The 21863-nt window shown below is 71.0% G+C and carries 18 protein-coding genes; 8 read left to right on the top strand and 10 right to left on the bottom strand.

Translation table 11 applies throughout. The features are described from left to right. Positions 1-56 precede the first annotated feature (56 nt). Positions 57-1448 carry a GntP family permease gene (locus ACZZY9_RS08555; protein WP_192061240.1) on the bottom strand — a complete coding sequence of 464 codons (1392 nt, stop codon included), beginning with the start codon at positions 1446-1448 and terminating at the stop codon, positions 57-59. Positions 1449-1627: 179 nt separating this feature from the next. On the opposite strand from ACZZY9_RS08555, the gene ACZZY9_RS08550 reads away from it, so the two are divergent. Together ACZZY9_RS08550 and bla are read left to right on the top strand one after the other, a co-directional pair. Further along, positions 1628-2335: a FadR/GntR family transcriptional regulator gene (locus ACZZY9_RS08550; RefSeq protein ID WP_463463777.1), complete on the top strand. Its 708-nt coding sequence runs from the start codon at positions 1628-1630 to the stop codon at positions 2333-2335. 160 nt (positions 2336-2495) lie between these two features. Continuing rightward, positions 2496-3473: a class A beta-lactamase gene (gene bla / locus ACZZY9_RS08545; RefSeq protein WP_463463776.1), complete on the top strand. Its 978-nt coding sequence runs from the start codon at positions 2496-2498 to the stop codon at positions 3471-3473. 40 nt (positions 3474-3513) lie between these two features. Here the strand turns inward: bla and ACZZY9_RS08540 are convergent, their stop codons facing one another. Beyond that, complete coding sequence (locus ACZZY9_RS08540; RefSeq protein WP_463463775.1) at positions 3514-4662, bottom strand: NERD domain-containing protein; 1149 nt, start codon at positions 4660-4662, stop codon at positions 3514-3516. A gap of 192 nt (positions 4663-4854) precedes the next feature. Between ACZZY9_RS08540 and ACZZY9_RS08535 the strand changes: the two genes are divergently transcribed. The 5 genes from ACZZY9_RS08535 (at position 4855) to ACZZY9_RS08515 (ending at position 11697) form a co-directional block, all read left to right on the top strand. Beyond that, a complete protein-coding gene (locus ACZZY9_RS08535; protein ID WP_463463774.1) occupies positions 4855-5892 on the top strand; it encodes a LacI family DNA-binding transcriptional regulator in 1038 nt (345 codons plus the stop codon). 231 nt (positions 5893-6123) lie between these two features. Then, positions 6124-8250, top strand: a complete 2127-nt coding sequence (locus ACZZY9_RS08530) for a beta-galactosidase (RefSeq protein WP_463463773.1) — start codon at positions 6124-6126, stop codon at positions 8248-8250. Between the two features lie 46 nt (positions 8251-8296). Next, the gene (locus tag ACZZY9_RS08525) at positions 8297-9655 is read left to right on the top strand and encodes an ABC transporter substrate-binding protein (RefSeq protein ID WP_320479226.1); all 1359 of its coding nucleotides are present in this window, start codon (positions 8297-8299) and stop codon (positions 9653-9655) included. 87 nt (positions 9656-9742) lie between these two features. Continuing rightward, entirely contained in the window at positions 9743-10735 is a 993-nt protein-coding gene (locus ACZZY9_RS08520; RefSeq protein ID WP_463463772.1) for a carbohydrate ABC transporter permease, read from the top strand. Further along, positions 10732-11697, top strand: coding sequence for a carbohydrate ABC transporter permease (locus tag ACZZY9_RS08515; protein WP_374231407.1), 966 nt, complete (start codon positions 10732-10734; stop codon positions 11695-11697). Before ACZZY9_RS08520 ends, ACZZY9_RS08515 begins: the two co-directional genes overlap by 4 nt. 158 nt (positions 11698-11855) lie before the next feature. Here ACZZY9_RS08515 and ACZZY9_RS08510 read toward each other — a convergent pair whose 3' ends face one another. The 6 genes from ACZZY9_RS08510 to ACZZY9_RS08485 all read right to left on the bottom strand — a co-directional run bounded on the left by ACZZY9_RS08510 (position 11856) and on the right by ACZZY9_RS08485 (position 18229). Beyond that, on the bottom strand, positions 11856-13028 hold the full coding sequence (locus tag ACZZY9_RS08510) for a Gfo/Idh/MocA family protein (protein ID WP_463463771.1): 1173 nt from the start codon (positions 13026-13028) through the stop codon (positions 11856-11858). Next, a complete protein-coding gene (locus ACZZY9_RS08505; RefSeq protein ID WP_463463770.1) occupies positions 13025-14293 on the bottom strand; it encodes a Gfo/Idh/MocA family protein in 1269 nt (422 codons plus the stop codon). Before ACZZY9_RS08505 ends, ACZZY9_RS08510 begins: the two co-directional genes overlap by 4 nt. Beyond that, positions 14290-15078 carry a ThuA domain-containing protein gene (locus tag ACZZY9_RS08500; protein WP_463463769.1) on the bottom strand — a complete coding sequence of 263 codons (789 nt, stop codon included), beginning with the start codon at positions 15076-15078 and terminating at the stop codon, positions 14290-14292. Before ACZZY9_RS08500 ends, ACZZY9_RS08505 begins: the two co-directional genes overlap by 4 nt. A gap of 32 nt (positions 15079-15110) precedes the next feature. Further along, positions 15111-15863: a carbohydrate ABC transporter permease gene (locus ACZZY9_RS08495; RefSeq protein ID WP_371740777.1), complete on the bottom strand. Its 753-nt coding sequence runs from the start codon at positions 15861-15863 to the stop codon at positions 15111-15113. Between the two features lie 130 nt (positions 15864-15993). After that, on the bottom strand, positions 15994-16995 hold the full coding sequence (locus tag ACZZY9_RS08490) for a carbohydrate ABC transporter permease (protein ID WP_320477598.1): 1002 nt from the start codon (positions 16993-16995) through the stop codon (positions 15994-15996). Between the two features lies 1 nt (position 16996). Then, the gene (locus tag ACZZY9_RS08485; protein WP_463463768.1) at positions 16997-18229 is read right to left on the bottom strand and encodes a sugar ABC transporter substrate-binding protein; all 1233 of its coding nucleotides are present in this window, start codon (positions 18227-18229) and stop codon (positions 16997-16999) included. Between the two features lie 214 nt (positions 18230-18443). Between ACZZY9_RS08485 and ACZZY9_RS08480 the strand changes: the two genes are divergently transcribed. Further along, complete coding sequence (locus tag ACZZY9_RS08480; RefSeq protein ID WP_463464659.1) at positions 18444-19523, top strand: LacI family DNA-binding transcriptional regulator; 1080 nt, start codon at positions 18444-18446, stop codon at positions 19521-19523. 196 nt (positions 19524-19719) lie between these two features. Here ACZZY9_RS08480 and ACZZY9_RS08475 read toward each other — a convergent pair whose 3' ends face one another. After that, on the bottom strand, positions 19720-20703 hold the full coding sequence (locus ACZZY9_RS08475; protein ID WP_463463767.1) for a carbohydrate ABC transporter permease: 984 nt from the start codon (positions 20701-20703) through the stop codon (positions 19720-19722). After that, complete coding sequence (locus ACZZY9_RS08470; RefSeq protein WP_192061254.1) at positions 20700-21839, bottom strand: carbohydrate ABC transporter permease; 1140 nt, start codon at positions 21837-21839, stop codon at positions 20700-20702. The genes ACZZY9_RS08475 and ACZZY9_RS08470 overlap by 4 nt, the downstream gene beginning before the upstream one ends. Positions 21840-21863: the final 24 nt, after the last annotated feature.

The raw sequence follows: 21863 nt of genomic DNA, 5'->3' as shown, positions 1-21863 counted from the left end.
TGCGGGAGGCGCGGGCAGGGTCGACCGGGAGGGCCCGGTCGACCCGACGGGCCGGGTCAGATCAGCGAGCCGACCGCGAACACCAGCAGTGCGGCGGCGAAGCCGAGCACCGACTCGATGGCCTGCTGCAGGGTCCAGACGCGCAGGGTGGTCTTGACGTCCATGCCCATCAGGCGACCGACGAGCCAGAAGCCCGAGTCGTTGACGTGACCGGCGAAGACCGAACCGGCCGCGGTGGCGAGCACGACGGCGGCGAGCTGGACGGCGTTGAGGTCGGCGAGAGCGACGGCGGGCGCCACCAGGCCGGCGGCGGTGACCAGCGCGACGGTCGCCGAACCCTGCGCGAGTCGCAGGATCGCGGCGATGACCCACGCGGCCACGATGACCGGCAGACCGAGGTCGCCGAGCACGTCGGCGAGGGCGTCGCCGATGCCCGAGGCGCGCAGCACCCCGCCGAACATGCCGCCGGCGCCGGTGATCAGCACGACCGAGCAGATCGGGCCGAGCGCGCTGTCGAGCACCTTCTCGAGCGCGCTGCCGGTGACGCCGCGGGCACGGCCGAGCACGATGGCGGCGACGAGCACCGAGATGAGCAGCGCGATGCCGCTCGTGCCGACGAGGACGAGGGCCTGGACCCAGCCGGCCTCGGGGTCGACGATGCCGACGGAGCCGAGCGAGCTGAGGCCCGTGTTGAGCAGGATGAGCACGAGGGGCACGGCGAGCACGGCGATCACGGTGCTGGCCTTGGGCGGGTTCGCGGCCTGGACGTCGTCCTTCTCGCTGCCGAAGAGCGACAGCACGGGCAGCGGGATGCGCTTGTTGACGGCCTTGGCCCACAGGTAGCCCGAGACGTACCAGACGGGGAACACGATCACGAGACCGGCGAGCAGCACGATGCCGAGGTTGGCGCCGAGCAGCTCGGTCGCCGAGACGGGGCCCGGGTGCGGCGGCAGGAACACGTGCATCACCGAGAAGGCCGCGGCGGCGCTGATGCCGTAGAGCAGCATCGACTTGCCGCCCATGCGGCGGGCGACGGCGAACACGATCGGCAGCATGACGATCAGGCCCGCGTCGAAGAAGATCGGGAACCCCATGATCAGCGACGCGAGGCCGAGCGCGAACGGCGCCCGCTTCTCGCCGAAGACGTCGACCATGCGGTCGGCCAGCACCCGGGCACCGCCCGACGACTCGACGAGGCGGCCGAGCATCGCGCCGAGCCCGACGAGCAGTGCGACCGAGCCGAGCGTCGTGCCGAAGCTCGTGACGAGCAGATCGGCGATCGCGCCGGTGGGGATGCCGGTGACGAGGGCGGTGAGGGCGGCCACGATGACCAGCGTGAGGAAGGCGTGCAGCTTGAACTTGATCACCAGGATCAGGATCAGTGCGATCGACCCCGCTGCTATGGCGAGAAGAGGTCCCGCGTCGAGGGTCTGGGTCCAGTCGTCCATGGTGGGGTTCTCCGTCGAATCCGGTGCGCCTGTCGGCTGCGGGGTGTGAGCTCGGGGTCTTGCGGGTGGTGGGTCTCCGAGGGGTCTGTCGCGCGCCTCCTCGGTGTCCGTAGGTTGCCACCAAAAGTAGTACTTTTGCAACCCCGTCGACTCAGGAGGTGCACGCCAGGATGGTCACGATGACGTCACCACCCGCCCGCGAGGGCGCACACGCGCAGCTGCTGCACGCCCTCGGCGGCGCGATCGCGGCCGGCCGCCTGGAGCCCGGCGCGGTGCTGACGCTCGCCCGCCTCGGACTCGACTACGGCGTCTCGCGGACCACCGCACGCGAGGCCGTCCGGGTGCTCGAATCGCTCAGCATGGTGCAGTCGCGCCGCCGCGTCGGCATCACCGTGCTGCCGCGCGCCGACTGGCGGGTGCTCGACGTGCAGCTGATCCGCTGGACCCTCGCCGGCCCCCTGCACCGGCAGCAGCTCGTCGAGCTGATGGAGCTGCGCGCGGCGCTCGAACCGGCCGCCGCGGCGCTCGCTGCGGTGCACGCCTCGGACGCCCAGCGCGTCGCCCTGGTGGAGCACGCCACCGAGCTGCACCGCCTCGGCAGCGCCGCCCGCGGGGACTCGGCGGAGTACCTCGCAGCCGACATCCGGTTCCACACCCTGCTGCTCGTCGCCAGCGGCAACGTGCTCTACGCCGAGCTCGCCGCCCCCGTGCGCGAGATCCTGCAGGGGCGGCACGAGCTCGGGCTGACCCCGGCCGTCCCGGCAGCCGGCACGCTCGACGCCCACCTCGCCGCGGCACGGGCGATCGCCGCAGGCGAAGGAGGCGCGGCGCGGGAGCACTCGCGCACCCACCTGTCGCTCGTCAGCGACGAGGTCGAGGGCGCCTGAGCGGTGTCGCGACTGCGGCGGTGCGGCGCGGCGGCGGTGGGCGGGTACGACGCCAGGATGTGGACACGACGCCGGGTTTAGGCGTGGCGTCGTGTCCACCTTCTGGCGTGGTGGTGGGGCGTGCTGCGGGGAGGGAGCGGCGTGTAGCACGATGGCGGGTATGAGACGCCGAACAGCGACCCCGACCGCCGCCGTGCTCGCCTCCGCCGCGATCGTCGTCGCCGGGGTGACCGGCTGCACCACCGGGGCGACGCAGGGCGATGCGGGGGAGGCGACCCGCGCCTCCTCGGCTCCGGCATCCGCGACGCCCGCGACACCCGCGACACCCGCGCCGGCCACCACGGCGCCGACCGCCGACGCCTCGGCCGCGCTCGGAGCCCTCGAGACCGAGTTCGACGCCCGCGTCGGCGTCAGCGCCCTCGACACCGGATCGGGCACCACCCTCGACTACCGGGCGGACGAGCGATTCGGCTACGCGTCGACCATCAAGGTGCTTGCGGCCGCGGCGTTCCTCCAGCAGGTGCCCGCCGATCAACGCGACGAGGTCGTCACCTGGACGGCCGCCGACGTCTCGGCCGCCGGCTACTCACCCGTGACCAGCCAGTATGTCGACGTGGGCATGAGTCTGTCGTCGTTGGCCGAGGCCGCCGTGCGGCAGAGCGACAACACGGCGCTCAATCTCGTGCTCAACCGGATCGGCGGCCCCGCAGGGCTCGACGAAGCCCTCGAGCAGCTCGGCGACAGCACCACCGAGGTCGTGAACCGCGAACCCGACCTCAACTCGATCGAACCCGGCAGCACCGACGACACGACCACCCCGGGCGCCTTCACGGCCGACCTCGCCGCCCTCGCCAGCGCGGAGAACCTCGACCCCGTCGACCGCGCCCTCCTGCTCGACTGGGCGAGCGGCAACGCCACGGGCGACACCCTCGTCCGGGCCGGCGCACCCGAGGGCTGGACGGTCGTCGACAAATCAGGAGGGGCGGGAGGCATCCGCAACGACGTCGCCGTAGTCACGCCCCCGGGTCGCGACCCCATCGTGCTCACCGTCCTGACGGCGAAGAACGACCCCGACGCCGCCTACGACGACGCGCTCGTCGCCCGGGTCGCCGCCGCGGCGCTGGCCGAACTCGACTAGCTAGCTGAGCCAGCTGGTCCAACTGGGCTAGACGCCGGGCCTACGCCTGGGTCCGGTCGGAGGCCTCAGCGGAGGCCGTGTCCGTGTCGGCGGCCGGTGCCGTGTCCGAAGCCGTGCCCGAGACCGGGTCCGAGGCCATGGCCGGTGCCTGCTCGGGGGTCGGGGCCGGGGCCGACGCGACCGACGCGGCAGACGCGGGGCGCGCCTCCTCGGCGAACGTGCCGAAGCGGAGCACGTCGGCCCCGTACGAGGCGAGCAGCGCCGTGACGTCTTCGACGCGCGCCTGCGACAGCTTCTTGGTCGGACGCGAGATCAGCTCGCGCACGACGGCCTCGAGCTGGGTCGGGGTCGACACGATCTGCGTGGCCGCGCCTCCTTCGCTGCGGTCCTGATCGACGGCGAAGACCGTCGCCTGCGGGTGCGAGTACAGCACGCAGGTGTCGAACCACAGCCTCGCGTCGATCGACTCGTGCACCCGGTCGGACAGCCTGTTCGCCTGGCGCCGCACCTGCGACGCCGGCGACTTCGTGCCGAGGTGCGACCGCACGGTCAGCACCGTGGGCGAGTCGTCGACCACCTGCAGGGCGAACGGCGGCGACATCGTGCTCTCGTCGAAGAGCCCCCCGAACGCCGGGAACACGCTGCTCGGACGCCGACCGTCGAACACGATGCCGCGCCAGCCCTTGTTCTCGACCACCATCGCCCCGGTCTCGCCGACCAGCACGTGGTCGACCTGTGCGACGAACCTGCCGGAGGCGCTGCTCGCGGCGGGCACGAACACCACGTTGGTCAGCAGCACGACGTCCGCGCCGGCCGCACGGCAGGCCGCGGCGATCAGCTCGCGCGACGTCGCCTCGTACTTCAGACCCGTCGACAGCAGGGCCCGGGTCTGCTCGGCCTCGTCGAGGGCGGCCTGCTTCTGATCGGCCAGCCGCTTGTTCTCGGTGCCGAGCTCGGTGGCGAGGGCCTCCTTCTCGCGGGTGTGCTCGGCGGTCGTGCGCGCCATGCGGGTGTCGTGGTGGGCGTCGCGGGCGTCCTGCTCGGCACGGGCCTGGCGGGCCTGCTCGTCGGCGGCCCTGCGGGCCTGCGTGAGGCGGCGTCGCAGCACCAGCAGCACCACGACGACGGCGATGACGACGACGAGCAGTGCGGCGGCGATGAGCCACGGGAGGGTCTGATCGGAGAGCATGAGGCCAGCACATCACGAGGAGGCGCGGCGCGGGTCGTCCCTCGCCGGGCCGGACCGAGGTCGGCCGGCTCGGTCGTCTTCGCGCCTGCTGATCGCGTCGGCCGCGAGACCCCGGGGAGTGGCTGAGACCCCTTCGCGCGCACGGGGGTCTCAGCGACATCGTGGGGTCTCGGCGCAGGCTAATCTCGGGGCATGCCCGACGCCACGATCTACGACGTGGCGTCCCGTGCGGGGGTGTCGCATCAGACGGTCAGCCGGTTCCTCCGCGGCTTCGAGGGGATCCGGCCCGAGACCCGCGCCAAGGTCGAGTCGGCCCTCGCCGAGCTCGAGTACCGGCCGAACAGCGCCGCGCGGTTCCTCCGGCTGAAGCGCACCAACCGCATCGCCCTGCTCGCCGACAACATGCACCTGTCCGGCCCGGCCCGCACGATCGCCAGCGCCACCGAGGCCGCGCGCGACCTCGGCTACGTCACCGACATCGTCACGATGGACGGCAGCGACGAGGGCAGCGTCCGCGAAGCCCTCGACCTGGTGCTCAGTCAGCAGATCGCCGGGCTCGTGCTCATGGCCCAGACCGCGATCGCCCGCACCGCCATCGCGCAGCGCGACATCTCGATGCCCGTGGGCCGCGACTTCGGTCTCGTCGTCGACGGCACCGGCGAGTCGCTCGGCATCCGGGCCGGCCGCGTCGCCGCCGAGCATCTGATCGAGCTCGGCCACCGCCGGGCCGCCTACGTCGCCGGGCCCGAGCAGTGGCTCGTCGCCCGGGAGCGCCAGGAGGGCTTCACCGCCGCCTTCACGGCCGGGGGAGGCGAGGTCGTCGCGAGCACTTCGGGGGACTGGTCGGCCGAATCGGGCTTCGCCGCCGCGCGCCGCCTGCTCGACGAGGGCGCCATCGAGAGCGGAGGAGGCGCGGGTCGGGCCCCCGACGGAGGTGCCACCGCCGTCGCGGTCGCGAACGACACCATGGCGATGGGTCTGCTCGCGGCGCTCGCCGAGGCCGGCGTCTCGGTGCCCGGCGACGTCAGCGTCGTCGGCAACGACGACGCCCCGGAGGCGCGCTACATGGTCCCGTCGCTCACGACGGTCGACCTGGACTTCGCGCAGGAGGGCGTGCTCGTCGTCACCTCGCTGATCGACCGCATCGAGGGGCGCGAGACCGACCCCGTGATCCACGTGCCGACGCCGGCGTTGGTGACCCGCGCCTCCACGGCTCCGCCCCGCGCCTGAGGCCTCGGCACCGGCACCCGCGCCGGCCGAAGACGCCTCGCCGCTGGCCGCAGACGGCCCCTGCGCGCACCGCCGCATCACGGTCGGGTCACGCCGCTCGATTGCCACTTGCGCGACGTCGGCGGCTCGACTAGCTTCCTCATCAACGCCGATGTTATCGACAACATCCGCGTCACGAGCACGCCAGCATCCGCGGATCGACGCCGATCCGCACGAGCAGACAGGTCGACGATGACGTCAGCACCACGCCACTCCGGGGTCCTCTTCGGGGCCGCCTACTACGCCGAGTACCAGCAGGCGGGCACCCTCGACCGCGATCTCGACCTGATGGTCGAGGCCGGCTTCACCGTGATCCGCGTGGGCGAGTCGGTCTGGTCGACGTGGGAGCCCCGCGAGGGCGAGTTCGACCTCGACTGGCTGCAGCCCGTGCTCGACGGCGCCCACGCCCGCGGCATCTCGGTCGTGCTCGGCACGCCCACCTACGCCGTGCCGCCGTGGCTGCAGGTGCTGCACCCCGAGATCGCGGCCGAGCGCACCTCCGGGGTCCGGGTCGGCTGGGGCGCCCGCCAGGAGATGGACCAGAGCCACCCCGCCTACCGCTTCTACGCCGAGCGGGTCGTCCGCCGCGTCGCCGCCCGGTACGCCGACCACCCCGCCGTGATCGGCTGGCAGGTCGACAACGAGCCCGGCAACGAGCTGCCCCGCAACGAGCAGGTCTTCCAGCGCTTCGTCGCCTGGCTGCAGCGCCGCTACGGCACGGTCGAGAGCCTCAACGACGAGTGGGGTCTCGTCTACTGGTCGCACCGCATCACCGAGTGGTCTCAACTCTGGCGGCCCGACGGCAACGTGCAGCCGCAGTACGACCTCGAGTGGCGCCGGTTCCAGGGCGAGCTCGCCGACGAGCTGATCGCCTGGCAGGCCGACGTCGTGCGCGAGTACGCCCGCGACGATCAGTTCGTCACCACCTGCATCTCGTACGCCCGCCCCCAGGTCGCCGACGACCGGCTCGTGAAGAGCCTCGACGTGACCGCCGGCAACCCCTATTACAAGATGCAGGACGGCCTGACGCGCGGCGTCGAGATCCCCCGCGAGGCCGGCTGGTGGCACACCGGCGTCTGGGCCCTGCACCAGTGGGGCGACCGGGCGTTCTCGTCGGCGCAGTCGTCGTTCCTGGTGACCGAGACCAACGCGCAGTCCATCGGCGGCCCGTGGCAGAACCACCCGCCGTTCGACGGGCAGATCAAGCAGGCCGCGCTCGCCCTGGTCGCCCGCGGCGCCCGCATGGTCGAGTACTGGCACTGGCACACGCTGCACTTCGGCGTCGAGACCTACTGGGGCGGCGTGCTGCCGCACAGCCAGCGACCCGGCCGCATCCACCGCGAGGTCGCGGCCCTCGGCGCGACCCTCGAGGCGGTAGGAGGCGCGGTGGACGGATTCACGCCGGCAGCCGACGTGCTCATGCTCTGGTCCACCGACACGAAGTGGTCGTTCGAGGGTTACCCGCCCCTCGCCCTGCCGAACGGCGACCCCGACCCCGACTCGTACCTGCACCTCTTCGACTCGCACTACCGGGGCCTCGCCGAGTCCGGCGCCCAGGTGCGCATCCAGCACGTCGAGCAGTTCGTCGCCGCGATGACCGCCGATCCCGCGGATGTGGCGGCCGAGCACCCCGTGCTCGTCGTGCCCGGTCTCTACGTCGTCGACGACGAGACGCTCGACGCGCTCTCCGCCTACGCCGAGGCCGGGGGCCACCTCGTGCTCGGCGTCCGCACCGCGTACGGCGACCAGCTCGCGAGGGCGCGGCGCGACGTCGCCCCCGCCCGGCTCTCGGGCCCCGCGGGCGTCTGGTACGAGGAGTACACGAACCTCGACGAGCCCCTCGAGGTCCTCACCGCCGGCCCCGCCGACGGTCTCGCCCTCGAGCCCGGCTCGGCCGGCACCCGCTGGGCCGACGTGCTGAAGGTCGACGACGCCGAGGTGCTGGTGCGGTTCCCGGCCACCGAGATCGGGGCCGACGCGGTGATGACGACCCGCGCCTCCGGGGCCGGTCGCGTCAGCTACGTCGCCACCGTGCCGAACCCCGAGCTGTCGCGGAGCATCGCCCGCTGGCTCGTGCCGCAGACGGCGGCCCGCGACTGGGCGGCGACGGACGCCGTCACCGTCACCACCGGCTCGCGCCCCGACGGTCCCGACCTGGCCTTCGTGTCGAACTGGTCGGCCCACGAGGCCGCCGTGACCGCACCCCGCGCCGTCCGTGATCTCGAGACCGGCGACGTGCTCGAGGCCGGTCGCACCCTGACCCTCACCCCCCGATCGGCCCACGTGTTCGAGCACGTGGCCACGACCTCCACCCCTTGAACCCGGCGTCTCGCCCGAGACGCCGCACACCCCGAAAGAGAAGACCATGAAGCGGAAGAACACAGCAAAGGCGCTCGTGTCCCTGGCTCTCGTGTCGGCGTTCGCGCTGACCGCGTGCGCCCCCGGCGGCGGAGGAGGCGGTGGCGGCGGCGAGACCACCGCCCCCGTCTCGCAGGCCGACATCGACGCGGCGATGGACACCGAGACGACCATCACCTTCTGGACCTGGGTCCCCGACATCCAGAAGGAGGTCGACCTCTTCGAGGCGAAGTACCCGAAGATCACCGTCGACGTCGTCAACGTCGGCACGGGCACCGTGCAGTACCCCAAGCTGCGCACGGCTCTGAAGGCCGGCAAGGGCGCCCCCGACGTGGCGCAGATCGAGTACCAGTACATCCCGTCGTTCCGCCAGACGGACAGCCTCGTCGACCTGACCCCGTACGGAGGCGCGGAGCTGGAGTCGAAGTACGTCGAGTGGGTCTGGAACCAGGTCGCCGACGACAGCGGCGTCTGGTCGGTGCCGCAGGACTCCGGGCCGCTCGGCAACCTCTACCGCTCGGACATCTACGAGCAGGCCGGCATCACCGCCCCGCCCGCCACCTGGGACGAGTTCGCCGAGCAGGCGCAGACCGTGAAGGACGAGACCGGCTCGTACATGTCGAACCTGCCGGGCAACGACCCCGGTCAGGTCGTCGGGCTCTTCTGGCAGGCCGGCGCCAAGCCGTTCTCGTACGACGGCGACAAGACCGTCGGCATCGACCTCGACTCGGCCGAGACGCAGAAGGTCGTCACGTTCTGGCAGGACCTCATCGACAAGGACCTCGTCTCGACCGACGCCGACTTCACGGACTCCTGGTACCAGGGCTTCTCGTCCGGCAAGTACGCCAGCTGGCAGACCGCCGCCTGGGGCCCCGTGTTCCTGCAGGGCACGGCCGCGAACACGAGCGGCAAGTGGACCGCCGCGAAGATCCCGCAGTGGGAGGCCGGCGAGGACGTCTCGGGCAACTGGGGCGGATCGTCCGACGCCGTGATCACGGGCACGAAGAACCCGATCGTGGCCGCCGAGTTCAGCAAGTTCCTCAACAGCGACCCCGAGTCGACCCTCGCCTTCGCGAACGAGCAGTTCCTGTTCCCGACGACGACCGACACCCTCTCGAGCAGCGAGTTCACCGGCACGGCCAGCGACTTCTACGGCGGCCAGAAGGTCAACGAGCTCTTCGCCGGCGTCTCGGACACGGTCAGCACCGACTTCCAGTGGCTGCCGTTCATGGACTACGTCTACTCGAGCTTCAACGACACCCTCGGCAAGGCCATCGCCGACCACGACGACATGTCCGCCGCCCTCACGGCGTGGCAGGACGACGTCACCGCCTACGCGAAGCAGCAGGGCTTCACCGTCCAGTAGTGCTCACGGGCACCGTCCGTCGACGTCGAACCGCCCCCGGGCGGGCGGCGGCGACGGGCGGTGCCCCCGGCCCGGCAAGGAGCCCCGATGTCCACCTCCGTCACCCCCACCCCCGCCTCCGCGAGTGCTCGTCGAGACGCGACCCGCGCCTCCTCGACCCGCGCCTCCTCGGCCCGCACGCCGACCCCGCGTCGTCGCAGCACGCTGCACCGACCCCAGCTGATCGCCGCCTGGGCGCTCGCGATCCCGTTCCTGCTCGTCTTCGCGGCGATGTTCCTCGTACCGCTCGGCTACGCCGGGTACCTCAGCACCTTCACCTCGCAGCTCGTCGGCGGGCAGGTCTTCTCCGGGCTCGCCAACTACGAGCGGGCCCTGAACGACCCGAGCTTCTGGGCCGGTCTCGGCCGCGTCGCGCTGTTCCTGTTCGTGCAGGTGCCGATCATGCTCGTGATCGCCCTGTTCGTCGCCCTCGCCCTCGACACCGGTCGCGTCGCGGGCAGCAAGTTCGTCCGTCTCGCGATCTTCGTGCCGTACGCCGTGCCCGGCGTCGTCGCGACGCTCATGTGGGGCTACCTCTACGGTCGCGAGTCGGGGCTGATCGCCCAGGTGCTGACCGGCGTCGGCCTGCCCGCCCCCGACCTGCTGTCGCCGCAGAACGTGCTCGGCAGCACGATGAACATCGTCAGCTGGGAGTTCATCGGCTACAACATGATCGTGCTGTACGCGGCCCTCCGCAGCGTGCCGACCGAGATGTACGAGGCCGCCGAGATCGACGGCGCCGGTCCCTGGCGGGTGGCGTGGAGCATCAAGATCCCCGCGATCCGCTCGGCGATCCTGCTGACGGTGATCTTCTCCGTGATCGGGTCGTTCCAGCTCTTCAACGAGCCGAACCTGCTCTACAGCATCGCCCCGAACGCGATCGGCTCGGACTTCACCCCGAACCTCTACGCGTACAACGTCGCGTTCCGCAATCAGGACGTCAACTACGCGGCGGCCATCGCGTTCCTGCTCGGGTTCCTCATCATGATCATCAGCTACGTGGTGCAGCTCGCCACCTCACGCAAGGAGCGACTGTCGTGACGATCGCACCCGCACCCGTCGACACCGCCGGAGCCACGGCCGTCGACCGACCGGCCCGCCGACTGCAGAGCGCAGGAGGCGCGGGTCGGCGACGCCCCCGACGTCGCGTCGAGCGCTCCCAGCGCAAGACGCCGATCCTGACCGTGATCCTGTGGATCACGCTGGCGTACTTCCTGCTGCCGCTGGTCTGGCTCGCGATCCAGGCGACGAAGACGAACGGCGACATCTTCAGCACGTTCGGTCTGGCCTTCGGCCGCAGCTTCGCGCTCGGCGACAACGTGGCGCAGCTGTTCACCTTCCAGGACGGCATCTTCCTGCAGTGGATGGGCAACACGGTGCTCTACGCCGTGGTCAGCTCGGTGGGCGCGGCTCTGCTCGCCACCATGTGCGGGTACTCGCTGGCGAAGTACGTCTTCAGGGGTCGGTCGTTCGTCTTCGGGCTGATCCTCGGGGCGGTCATGGTGCCGTTGACGGCGCTGGCGATCCCGACGTACCTGCTGTTCAGCGCGGCGAACCTGGTCGACACCCCGTGGGCGATCATCCTGCCGTCGCTCGTCAGCCCGTTCGGCGTCTACCTGATGCGCGTCTACGCGAGCGAGGCCGTCGACGACAGCCTGCTCGAGGCCGCCCGCATCGACGGGGCCGGCGAGCTGCGGATCTTCCTGACGATCTCGTCGCGACTGCTCGCCCCGGGCATCGTCACGGTGCTGCTGTTCGCGCTGGTCTCGACCTGGAACAACTACTTCCTGCCGCTGATCATGCTGAACGACCCGAGCCTGTTCCCGGCGACGGTCGGCCTGGCGCAGTGGCAGCAGGCGGCGACCGGCGGAGGCGGGGCGCAGGTGCTGTTCTCGACGGTGCTGACCGGGTCGTTCGTGTCGATCCTGCCGCTCGTGGTGGCGTTCCTGTTCCTGCAGCGGTTCTGGCAGTCGGGGTTGAGCGCCGGCGGGGTGAAGGGGTAGCGGCGGACGGCGGGGCGGGCTCCGCGCCTCCTGCCCCGCGCCTCCTGCCCATGCGAAGAACCGCGTTCGCGAAGATGAACCGCGATATAACGCAGTTCATCTTCGCGAACGCGGTTCATGGCGCACCCGCCCCGAGAGCGCAGGAGGCGCGGGTCGCGCTAGACGGGCAGCCAGACGGAGTCCGCGGCGTCCGACGCCTCGACCGCGGCCAGCACGCGCTGCACCTGCAGGCCGTCGGCGAACGACGGTGACGGCTGCGTGCCGCCGGCCAGCGCCACCACGAGATCGCGCAGCTGGTGCGTGAACGCGTGCTCCCACCCGAGCCCGTGCCCGGCCGGCCACCACGCGTCGACGTACGGGTGCTGCGGCTCGGTCACGAGCACGCGGCGGAACCCCGACTCGGGCCCGTCGACCTCGAGCACCTCGAGCTCGTTCGGACGCTCGAGGTCGAACGCCACGGCGCCCCGCGAGCCCGAGACCTCGAGCCGGAAGGCGTTCTTGCGACCCGTCGCGAACCGGGAGGCCTCGACCGAGGCGATCGCGCCTCCTTCGAGTCGGGCCGTGAACCATGCGGCGTCGTCGACGGTCACCCGACCGCGCTCCGACCCCGCGACGCCGCCGAGGCCCGACGTCGTCACGGTCTCGTCGACCAGCGGCCGCTCGGTCACGAAGGTGTGCAGCGTGCCCGACACGTCGGTGAGACGCCGACCGGTCACGAACTGCGCCGCGTCGACCGCGTGGGCCCCGATGTCGCCGAGGGCGCCCGAGCCCGCGACCGCCTTGTCGAGCCGCCAGGTCATCGGGTCGCGCCCGTCGATCAGCCAGTCCTGCAGGTACTGCGCCCGCACCTGACGCACGTCGCCGATGCGCCCCGCCGCCACGATGTCGTGCGCCAGGGTCACGGCCGGCACCCGCCGGTACGAGAACCCGACCATCGCGAACACCCCGCGCTCGGCGGCGGCGGCCGCGGCCGACGCCATGCGCTCGGCCTCGGCGACCGTGTTGGCCAGCGGCTTCTCGCAGAGCACGTGCTTGCCCGCCTCGAGCGCGGCCACCGCGATGTCGACGTGCGTCGAGCCCGGCGAGCAGATGTCGATCACGTCGATGTCGGGGTCGTCGACCGCGTCGCGCCAGTCGGACGCCGTCGACCCCCACCCCCACCGCTCGGCCGCCGCGCGGGTGGCCGCGACGTCGCGACCGACCAGGGTCGCCATCACGGGCGCCAGCGGCAGATCGAAGAAGGCGGGCGCGACACGGAGGGCCTGCGAATGCGCCGCACCCATGAACCCGTGACCCACGAGGGCGAAGCGGAGGCGGCCCTGCGCGGTCACCGTGCCTCCTGCCGTTCCCGCTCCGGAGCCGAGGAGGCGCGGGTCGCGTCGACCCCGCCCGCCCCGCCCTGCAGGGCCGCGCGCACCGACGCCCACGACTCGAGACGCGCCTTCACCTCGGGGTCGCGCTCGACCGAGACCGCCTCGCGGTGCGCCTGCTCGAGCACGTCGTCGACCAGCACGCGCTCACCCGTGCGCGTCGACCGGATCGCCGCCTCGACCATCACGAGGCTCATCACGTTGCCGTGCACCTCGCCGTCGGGGCGCTCGCCGGTGCGGAGGGCCCGGGCGAACGCCGCGAGCGAGCCCGCGATCTCGACGCCCACGGTCGGTCGCGCCTCGGGGGCCCCGGGGGCGCCGTCGATCTCGCTGACCGGCTCGTCGTCGCCCGACCAGAGCGCCGTGCCGCCCGAGCCCGAGACGCGCCAGGCGCCGTTCCACGAGGTCTCGACGCCGGGGCTGCACCACGAGCCGTCGTAGCTGTAGCGGACACCGCCCTCGAAGCCGATCACGGCGCTCGCCGCCGCGTCTCCGCGGTACCACGACCACGAGGGGTTCCACGAGTCGCACCACACCGACACCGGGTCGCGACCGATCAGGTAGCGCGCCGAGTCGAACGCGTGGATCGCCATGTCGAGCAGCAGCACGTCGTCCATCTGCTCGCGGAACCCGCCGAAGTGCGGCGCCTTCGCGAACGACGTCGACACCATGCCCACGTCGCCGAGCAGCTCGGCGTGCGCCTTGAGCGCCACCAGCTGGTCGTTGTAACGGCGCGACTGCGACACCATGAACAGCTCGCCCGTCACCTCGGCGGCGGCCGTCAGCGACAGCGCCTCGGCGACGCTCTGCGCGGCCGGCTTCTCGCCGAGCACCGGCAGACCGAGGCGGAGCGCCTGCATCGTCACCGGGTGGTGCGCCACCGGCACGGTCACGTCGAGCACGGCGTCGGGCGAGACCCGGGCCACGAGGGCGGCGAGGTCGCGGTCGACCGGCAGATCGGGCAGACCGGCGTGCTGGGCTCCGGCGCGGGCGGCGTCGAGATCGAGGTCGACGATGCCGACCAGCTCGACGTCGGGGGAGTCGGCGACGGTGCGGAGCCAGGCCCGCCCCATCTCGCCGGCGCCGACCTGCACGACCCGCAGCGCGCCTCCTCGGCGGTCGACGCGGCGGAAGCCGCCGGGTGCGGGTGCGGGTGCGGTCCCGGGTGCGGGGGATGCGGGGGCGCCGGAGGCGGTGGTCTCGTCCTCGGGGATCGGGGCGCTCATGCGTCGGCCGGCTCCTCGATCGGGCCCGAGTAGTCCTTGCCGTCGAAGTACTCGCCGAGGTCGTAGCGGAGCAGCGTCGGCGTGGCGCGTTCGCGCTCGGGGCGGGCCCACTCGGCGGCGTTCGAGATGACGCGGCGGACGTCGGGGTGGAAGTACACCGGGAAGTCCTGGTCGCCGGGCGAGAAGAAGAAGATCTTGCCGAAGCCGCGGCGGTAGGTCATGCCGCTGCGGAACACCTCGCCGCCGGTGAAGCCCGAGATGAAGATCAGCTCGTCGGGCGTCGGCACGTCGAAGTACTCGCCGTACATCTCCTGTTCGGGGATCACGATCGGGTTCGGCACGCCGCGGGTGATCGGGTGCTGCGGGTTGACCGTCCAGACGAGCTCCTGGTCGTGCTCGCTGCGCCAGCGCAGCGTGCAGGTCGTGCCCATCAGCTTCGTGAAGATCTTCGACCAGTGGCCGGAGTGCAGCACGATCAGCCCCATGCCGGCGAGCACGTGGCGGTGCACCCGCTCGACGATCTCGTCGTCGACGTCGCCGTGCGCCGCGTGACCCCACCAGGTGAGCACGTCGGTGTCGGCCAGCAGCTCCTCGGTGAGGCCGTGCTCGGGCTGATCCATCGTCGCGATGCGGACGACGGCGTCGGGCAGGTTCTCGCCGACGCCGGCGGCGATCGCCCCGTGCATCCCGTCGGGGTAGCGGTCGGCGACGTGCTGCTCGACCTTCTCATGGACGTTCTCGCCCCAGACGGTGACCCGCAGGGGTGCGGTGGCGTTCGTGGTCATGGTGTTGCCTCTCTCTCTGGTGTGCGCCGTCGTCACTTGACGGCCCCGCCGGTGGCACCGGCGGCGATGAACTTCTGCGCGGCGAGCAGCAGCACGATGGCGGGCAGCGACGCGAGCACGGCGGCGGCCATCACGGTCGACCAGTCGGCCGTGTAGGTGCCGATGTACTGGTAGATGCCGAGCGTGATCGGCCGGATGTCGGTGGTCGTCGTGAGGGTCAGCGCCATCAGGAAGTCGCTCCAGGTGAACAGGAACGTGAAGAGACCGGCGGTGATCATCGCGTTGCGGCTGATCGGCAGCACGATGCTGCGGAACGCCCTGAAGTCGCCGGCCCCGTCGACCTTCGCCGCCTCGATGACCGACGGCGGGATGTTCAGCATGAACGCCCGCATGATCAGGATCGCGAACGGCACCCCCGCCGTCGAGTCGGCCAGGATCAGCCCCGGGATCGTGTTCAGCAGCCCGACGTCGTTGTACGCGGCGTAGAGCGCGTTCGCGACGACGATGCCCGGGATCATCTGCGAGATCAGGATGGCGAACAGCACCGCGTTGACCCCTCTGACCTTGAACTGCGCCAGAGCGTAGGAGGCGGGGGTCGCGATCGCGAGGCTGAGCACGACGCTGCCGAGCGCGATCACGAGGCTCGTGACCAGGTTGCCGCCCTGGTCGGCCAGCGCCTGGGCGTACCCGCCGAACTGCGCCTCGAACGGGAACCAGGAGGCCTCGATGGCCGACCCGGCGGGTTGCAGCGAGATGTTGACCATCCAGTAGACGGGGAACAGCATCCCGGCGAGCAGCAGCACGCCGATCGCGCTGAGCAGGTACTTCTTCGGCCCCTCGGGGCGCGAGAGCGGTCGGCGGCGTGCGGCGCCGCGACGATCGACGGCCCCGGTGCTCGGGACTCGCAGGGCTGTCTCACTCATCGACGGCCTTCCGGTTGAGTCGCAGGTACACGACGGCGAACACGGCCGAGATGACGATCAGCACGTTGCTGAGCGCCGCCCCCGACCCGAAGTCGAACTGCTGGAACGAGAGGCTGTACGACTGCGTCGCGATGGTCTGCGTCGCGTTCGCCGGCCCGCCGTTCGTCAGCCCGAGGATGATGTCGAGCACCTTGATCGTGTAGACGACCCCGAGCACGAGCACCACGCTGACCACCGGTCGGAGCAGCGGCCAGGTGACGTGCCGGAAGCCCTTGAAGCCGGTGGCGCCGTCGAGCGACGCCGCCTCGTAGAGCTCGGTGGGGATGTCCTGCAGACCGCCGTAGAGGATGGTCGTGTTGAACGGGATGCCGATCCAGATGTTGACGAGCACCACGGTCAGCAGGGCCACGCTCGGGCTGGTCAGCCACGGCACGGCCGGGATGCCGAACGTCCCGAGGAACTGGTTCAGCACGCCCGAGTCCTGGTCGAGGATCCACTTCCAGATCGCGCTCGAGACGATCAGCGGCAGCAGCCACGGCAGCAGCAGCAGCGACCGCAGCACGCCGTTCAGCGGGAACGCCCGGCGGAAGAACAGGGCGAACAGCAGACCGATCACGAACTGCCCGACGATCGAGCCGATCGTGAAGAGGGCCGTGTTGAGCAGTGCCGTGCCGAACAGCTGCGAGCCGAGCACCTGGGCGTAGTTGGCGAAGCCGACCCAGGGCGCCTCGCCCGTGTAGAACGTGGTGGTCGTGTACGCCTGGAAGCTCATGATCAGGTTCTTGACCACGGGGTAGCCGAAGAACAGGACGATGAACAGCGCGGCCGGCAGCACGAACAGCAGCTGAGAGACGCGCTCCCAGCGGCGGGCCGTGCTGCGGCGGGTCGTGCGGCGGCCCGAGGGGCCGGGATCGCCGCGGCCGGGCCGCCGACGCGAGACCGGGGTCTCGTCGCCGGCGACCGGGCGGGTGCCGATCGAGGAGGCGGTGGTCATGTCACTCGCTCGGCTGCGCGTCGTCGAGGGCCTCGGCGGGTGAGGCCTGGCCGGTCAGCGCGGCCTGCACGGCGGTGTAGATGGCCGTGGCGGCGGCGGGCCAGTCGGCACCGAGCTCCGCCGTGCGCGACCGGGCGCCCGCGACCAGGGTGACGAACGCCTCCTGCTCGGGCTGCTGCTCGGCGTAGGTGTCCGCGACGCTCGTCTTCGAGGGGATCGTGTTGCGCTGCTCGGCCATGGCGAGCTGGTTCTCGTCGGAGTTCATGCACTCGACGACCTTCGCGGCGACGGCCTGACGGGCCTCGTCACCGGTCTGCGGCACCGTCCACACCTCGCCGCCGAGCGGGGCGACCGCGGTGTCGGAGGGGTCTCTCACCGGGATCGTCGTCACGCCGTACTCGACCGCGGTCTGGGCGTTCAGGGCGGGCAGCTGCCACGGGCCGTTCACCATCATCGCCGTCTTGCCGGCCATGAACTGGTCGTTCACGTCGGCCTGGGTCCAGTTGACGACGCTCTTCGACATGGAGCCGTCGGCGACGAGGTCCGTCCAGAGCTGGAGCGCCTCGGCGGTCTCGGGCGTCGCGATGTCCTTCTCGTCGCCGCCGTTCGACCACATGAAGGGCAGGAACTGCCAGGTGCCCTCGTAGGTCGCGTTGGCGTCGACGGCCATGCCGTACCGGTCGCCCGAGGTGAGGGTCGCGGCGGCGGTCTCGAGCTCGTCCCACGTGGTGGGCGGCTCGACCCCGGCGTCGGCCAGGGCCTTCTTGTTGTAGAACAGCGCGATCGTGTTGACGGTCGGCGCGAGGCCGTAGAGCTCGCCGTCGTAGGTGCCCGACTGCACGACGCCCTCGGCGTAGCCGTCGGCGTCGAGCCCGAACTGCGACAGCGGGGTGAGGGCGCCCGTCTCGGCGATCTGCGCGAGGTCGGGGTTGTCGAGCATCAGCACGTCGGGCAGGGTGCGCGACGACGCCTGCTGCAGCACCCGCTGGATGAGCGACCCGCCGGGCACCATGGTGCGCTCGATCTCGACGCCGTTCTCGGTGCCGCACTGGTCGAGGAACGTCGTGATGACCTTCTCGTCGTTCTCGCCGTAGTAGTCGACGACGGTGATCTTGTCGACCGACCCTCCGGAGGACGCGCCTCCGCCTCCGGTGCACCCGGCGAGGACGAGGGGGACGACGGCGACGAGGGCCGTCGCGGTGAGGGTTCTGGTGCGGATCGATGCGGGCTTCATTGCTCAGCTCTCTCTCGGTGACTGGTGGGCGGCCGGCGACGTCGGCCACGCGGGGGTCGACCCGAGAGGCGGAGTGCGACGTCGCTGCTCCGTTGCAGGGAAGCTAGCAGTTAACCGCTTTACGTGTAAAGCGGTTAACACGGATTCGTCCGATGTCTGCGCTGCGGGTCCGCCGCACTAGCCTGGTGTCGAGCGAAGGAGAGTCGTGGCGACCATGCGAGAGGTGGCCGCACGGGCGGGGGTGTCGATCGCGACGGTGTCGTTCGTCGTGAACGGGTCGCGCAACGTGTCGGCGGGGGTGCACCGACGGGTCACCGAGGCCATGGGCGAGCTCGGCTACACGAACAACGTCGTCGCGCGGGCCCTGGCCAGCAAGCGGACGCGCATCATCGCCCTGCTGTTCCCGGCGCTCGAGCAGCGTCTCGGCGGGATCGCCCTCCACATGTTCATGAGCGCCGCCACCCGCGCCTCCGAGCTCGGCTACCACCTCGTGCTCTGGCCCACCGGCACGACCGACGACGACGTGCGCGAGCTCGTGTCGGGGCGGCTGTTCGACGGCGTCCTCGTGATGGAGGTGCAGCTGCACGACTCGCGCGTCGAGGCGCTGCTCGAGCTCGATCTGCCGTTCGTCTCGATGGGGCGCACGTCGCAGAACGACCGGGTGCCCTACGTCGACATGGACTTCGAGGAGGCGGTGGAACAGGCCCTCGATCATCTCCAGTCGCTCGGGCACCGCAGCATCGGCCTCGTGGTCGAGGACTTCGCGGGGACCCCGATCGTCGGGTACGGACCCACCGCCCGCACGGAGGACGCGTTCCGAGCATCGACGGCCCGCCGCGGACTCCGCTCGGCGATCGTCACGAGCGGGCAGTCGGCCGCCGGCGGTCGGCAGGCCGCCCACGATCTCGTCGAGGCGCTGCCGGACGTCACCGGGGTGCTGATGCTGAAGGACGACGCGACCGGCGGGCTGCAGAGCGGCCTCGCGGCGACCGGGCGCGAGGTGCCGCGCGACGTCTCGGTGGTGCTGCTGGCGTCGTCACGGGCGGCCGGCGCCGCGACCGAGCCCACGATGACGACGCTCGACGCGCCGGGAGCCGAGATGGCGCGGCTGGCGGTCGAGGCGCTCGTCGCGCGGCTCGGTGCCGGTGCCGGTGCCGGTGCCGGTGCAGGTGCTGCCGGTGCCGGTGCCGGTGCCGGTGCCGGTGCTGGTGCCGAGCTGACGCAGGTGCTGCTGCCCTGCGTGTTGCACGTCGCGGGCTCGAGTGCGCCTGCTCCCGCGCCCCGCGCCTCCTAGGCTCCCCCGCCCCGCCCCGCCCCGCCCCCCCGCACCCGCCGCGCCCCCGCACCCTCCCCACGCGAAGAACCGCGTTCGCGAAGATGAACCGCGACATATCGCAGCTCATCTTCGCGAACGCGGTTCATGGTGCGCGCCCCTGGAACGCAGGAGGCGCGGGTCGGCCGACCCGCGCCTCCTCGGCTCCCGCAGCCGGTCAGCCCTTCGTCGCCCCGGCCAGCAGCCCGCGCACGAAGAAGCGCTGCAGCGCGAAGAACACGATCAGCGGCACGATGATCGAGATGAACGCGCCGGCGGTCAGCAGCTCCCACGACTGGCCGTACGACCCCGAGAGGTCTTGCAGCGCCTTCGTGATCGGCAACCCCTGCCCCGAGGTGAACACCGTCGCCACGAGCAGGTCGTTCCACACCCACAGGAACTGGAAGATGCCGAAGGAGGCGATGGCCGGCATCGACAGCGGCAGCACGATGCGGAAGAACACCTGCCCGTGCCCCGCGCCGTCCATGCGCGCGGCCTCGATGACCTCGGCCGGGATCTCGCTGATGAAGTTGTGCAGCATGAAGATCGCCAGCGGCAGGGCGAAGATCGTGTGCGCGATCCACACCTTGGCGAACGAGCCGTCGAGCCCGTTCACCCCGAGCCCCGGCAGGATGTACAGCCCGCCGATCTGCAGACCATCCGAGAACAGACGCAGCAGCGGCACGAGCGCCATCTGGATCGGCACGATCTGCAGGGCGAAGACCAGGACGAACATCGTGTTGCGACCCTTGAAGTCGATCCAGGCGAAGGCGTAGGCCGCGAGGCTCGCGATCGTGATCGGGATCAGCGCCGCGGGCAGCGTGATGACCAGCGAGTTGAGGAACGCCTTGCCGAGGGTGAGGCTGTCGCCCGAGTTCAGCGCGTTGACGTAGTTGTCGAGCGTGAAGCCGGGGTTCGCGAAGACCGTCCACCAGCCGGTGGTCTTGATGTCGTTCGCGGGGCGGAACGACGAGATGAACAGACCGGCGGTGGGCAGGGTCCAGATCACGGCGATGATCAGCGCGGCGATGGTGGCGCCCCGGCTGGTCGTGCCCTTCTTCAGCTTGCCGCTCGAGCTCTCGATCTTCGCGACGCCGCGCTTCAGCTGACTCTCGGTGCCCGGGGTGACGGCGACACCGACCGGGGTGGGGGTGGCGGTCATCGGATCTCCCTCTGCTTCTGGATCTGACGGGCGTTGTAGATGACGATCGGCAGCACGAGGATGAACAGGATCACGGCGAGTGCCGAGCTGTAACCGGTGCGGCTGCCGAGCTGGAACTGCCGCACCATCTCGAACGCGAGGATGGTCGTGTCGTTGCGACCGCCGGTCATGGCCGAGACGATGTCGTAGACCTTCAGCGACGCGATCGAGATCGTCGTGAGCACGACGATGATCGTCGTCCGGATGCCCGGGACGGTGATGTGGCGGAAGGCCTGGAACCCGTTGGTCCCGTCGAGCGACGCGGCCTCGAGCTGCTCGGCGGGCACGCCCTTGATCGCGGCCGAGAGCACCGTCATGGCGAAGCCGGCCTGGGTCCAGATGAGCACGATCACGAGCAGCAGGGTGTTCCACGGCTCGAATCCGAGCCAGTCGACCGGCTGCCCGCCGAACGCGACGAGGATGCCGTTCAGCAGACCGATCTGCTCGCCCTGACGGATGTCGTAGAAGAACTTGAAGATGATCGACGCGCCGACGAACGAGATCGCCATCGGCATGAAGACCAGCAGCTTGAGGAACTTCTCGCCGCGGCTCTTGTCGATGAAGACGGCGTAGGCGAGACCGATCGCGGTCGCGGTGATCGGGGCCAGCAGCACCCAGATCAGCGTGTTGCCGAAGGCGGTCAGACCGTCGGGGCTGGTGAAGACCCAGATGAAGTTGTCGATGCCGGCGAAGCCCGACCCGTCGTTCTTCATGAACGCCTGACCGGCGGTCGTGATGGTCGGGTAGATCAGACCGATGATCAGGAAGAAGACCGCGGGGGCCATGAACCCGATGAGCTGCAGCGAGTAGCCGGCGCCGCGCTTCGAGCGGTAGTCGAGCAGGAACAGCCCGCCGCCGAGGACGGCGGCGATGACGGCGACCCACATGACCGAGTTGTAGAGGCCGAAGGCGAACAGCACCCCGACGGGTACGAGCACGCAGACGGCGAGGCGGAGGATCGTGTACAGCCGGCCGCGACGGGGCGCGAATTCGACGAAGACCAGCACGATGCCGACCAGGGCCGTGAAGGCGAGCAGGATCAGGGGGATCTGAGCGAGCGGCGGGATCCCCGCCAGCCACTGGAAGAAACTGGACATCGCTGTCCTTTCGGGTACGGGTGA

The organism is Frigoribacterium sp. AC394 (assembly GCF_979258095.1).
This window is presented reverse-complemented; position numbering and strand designations above follow the sequence as displayed.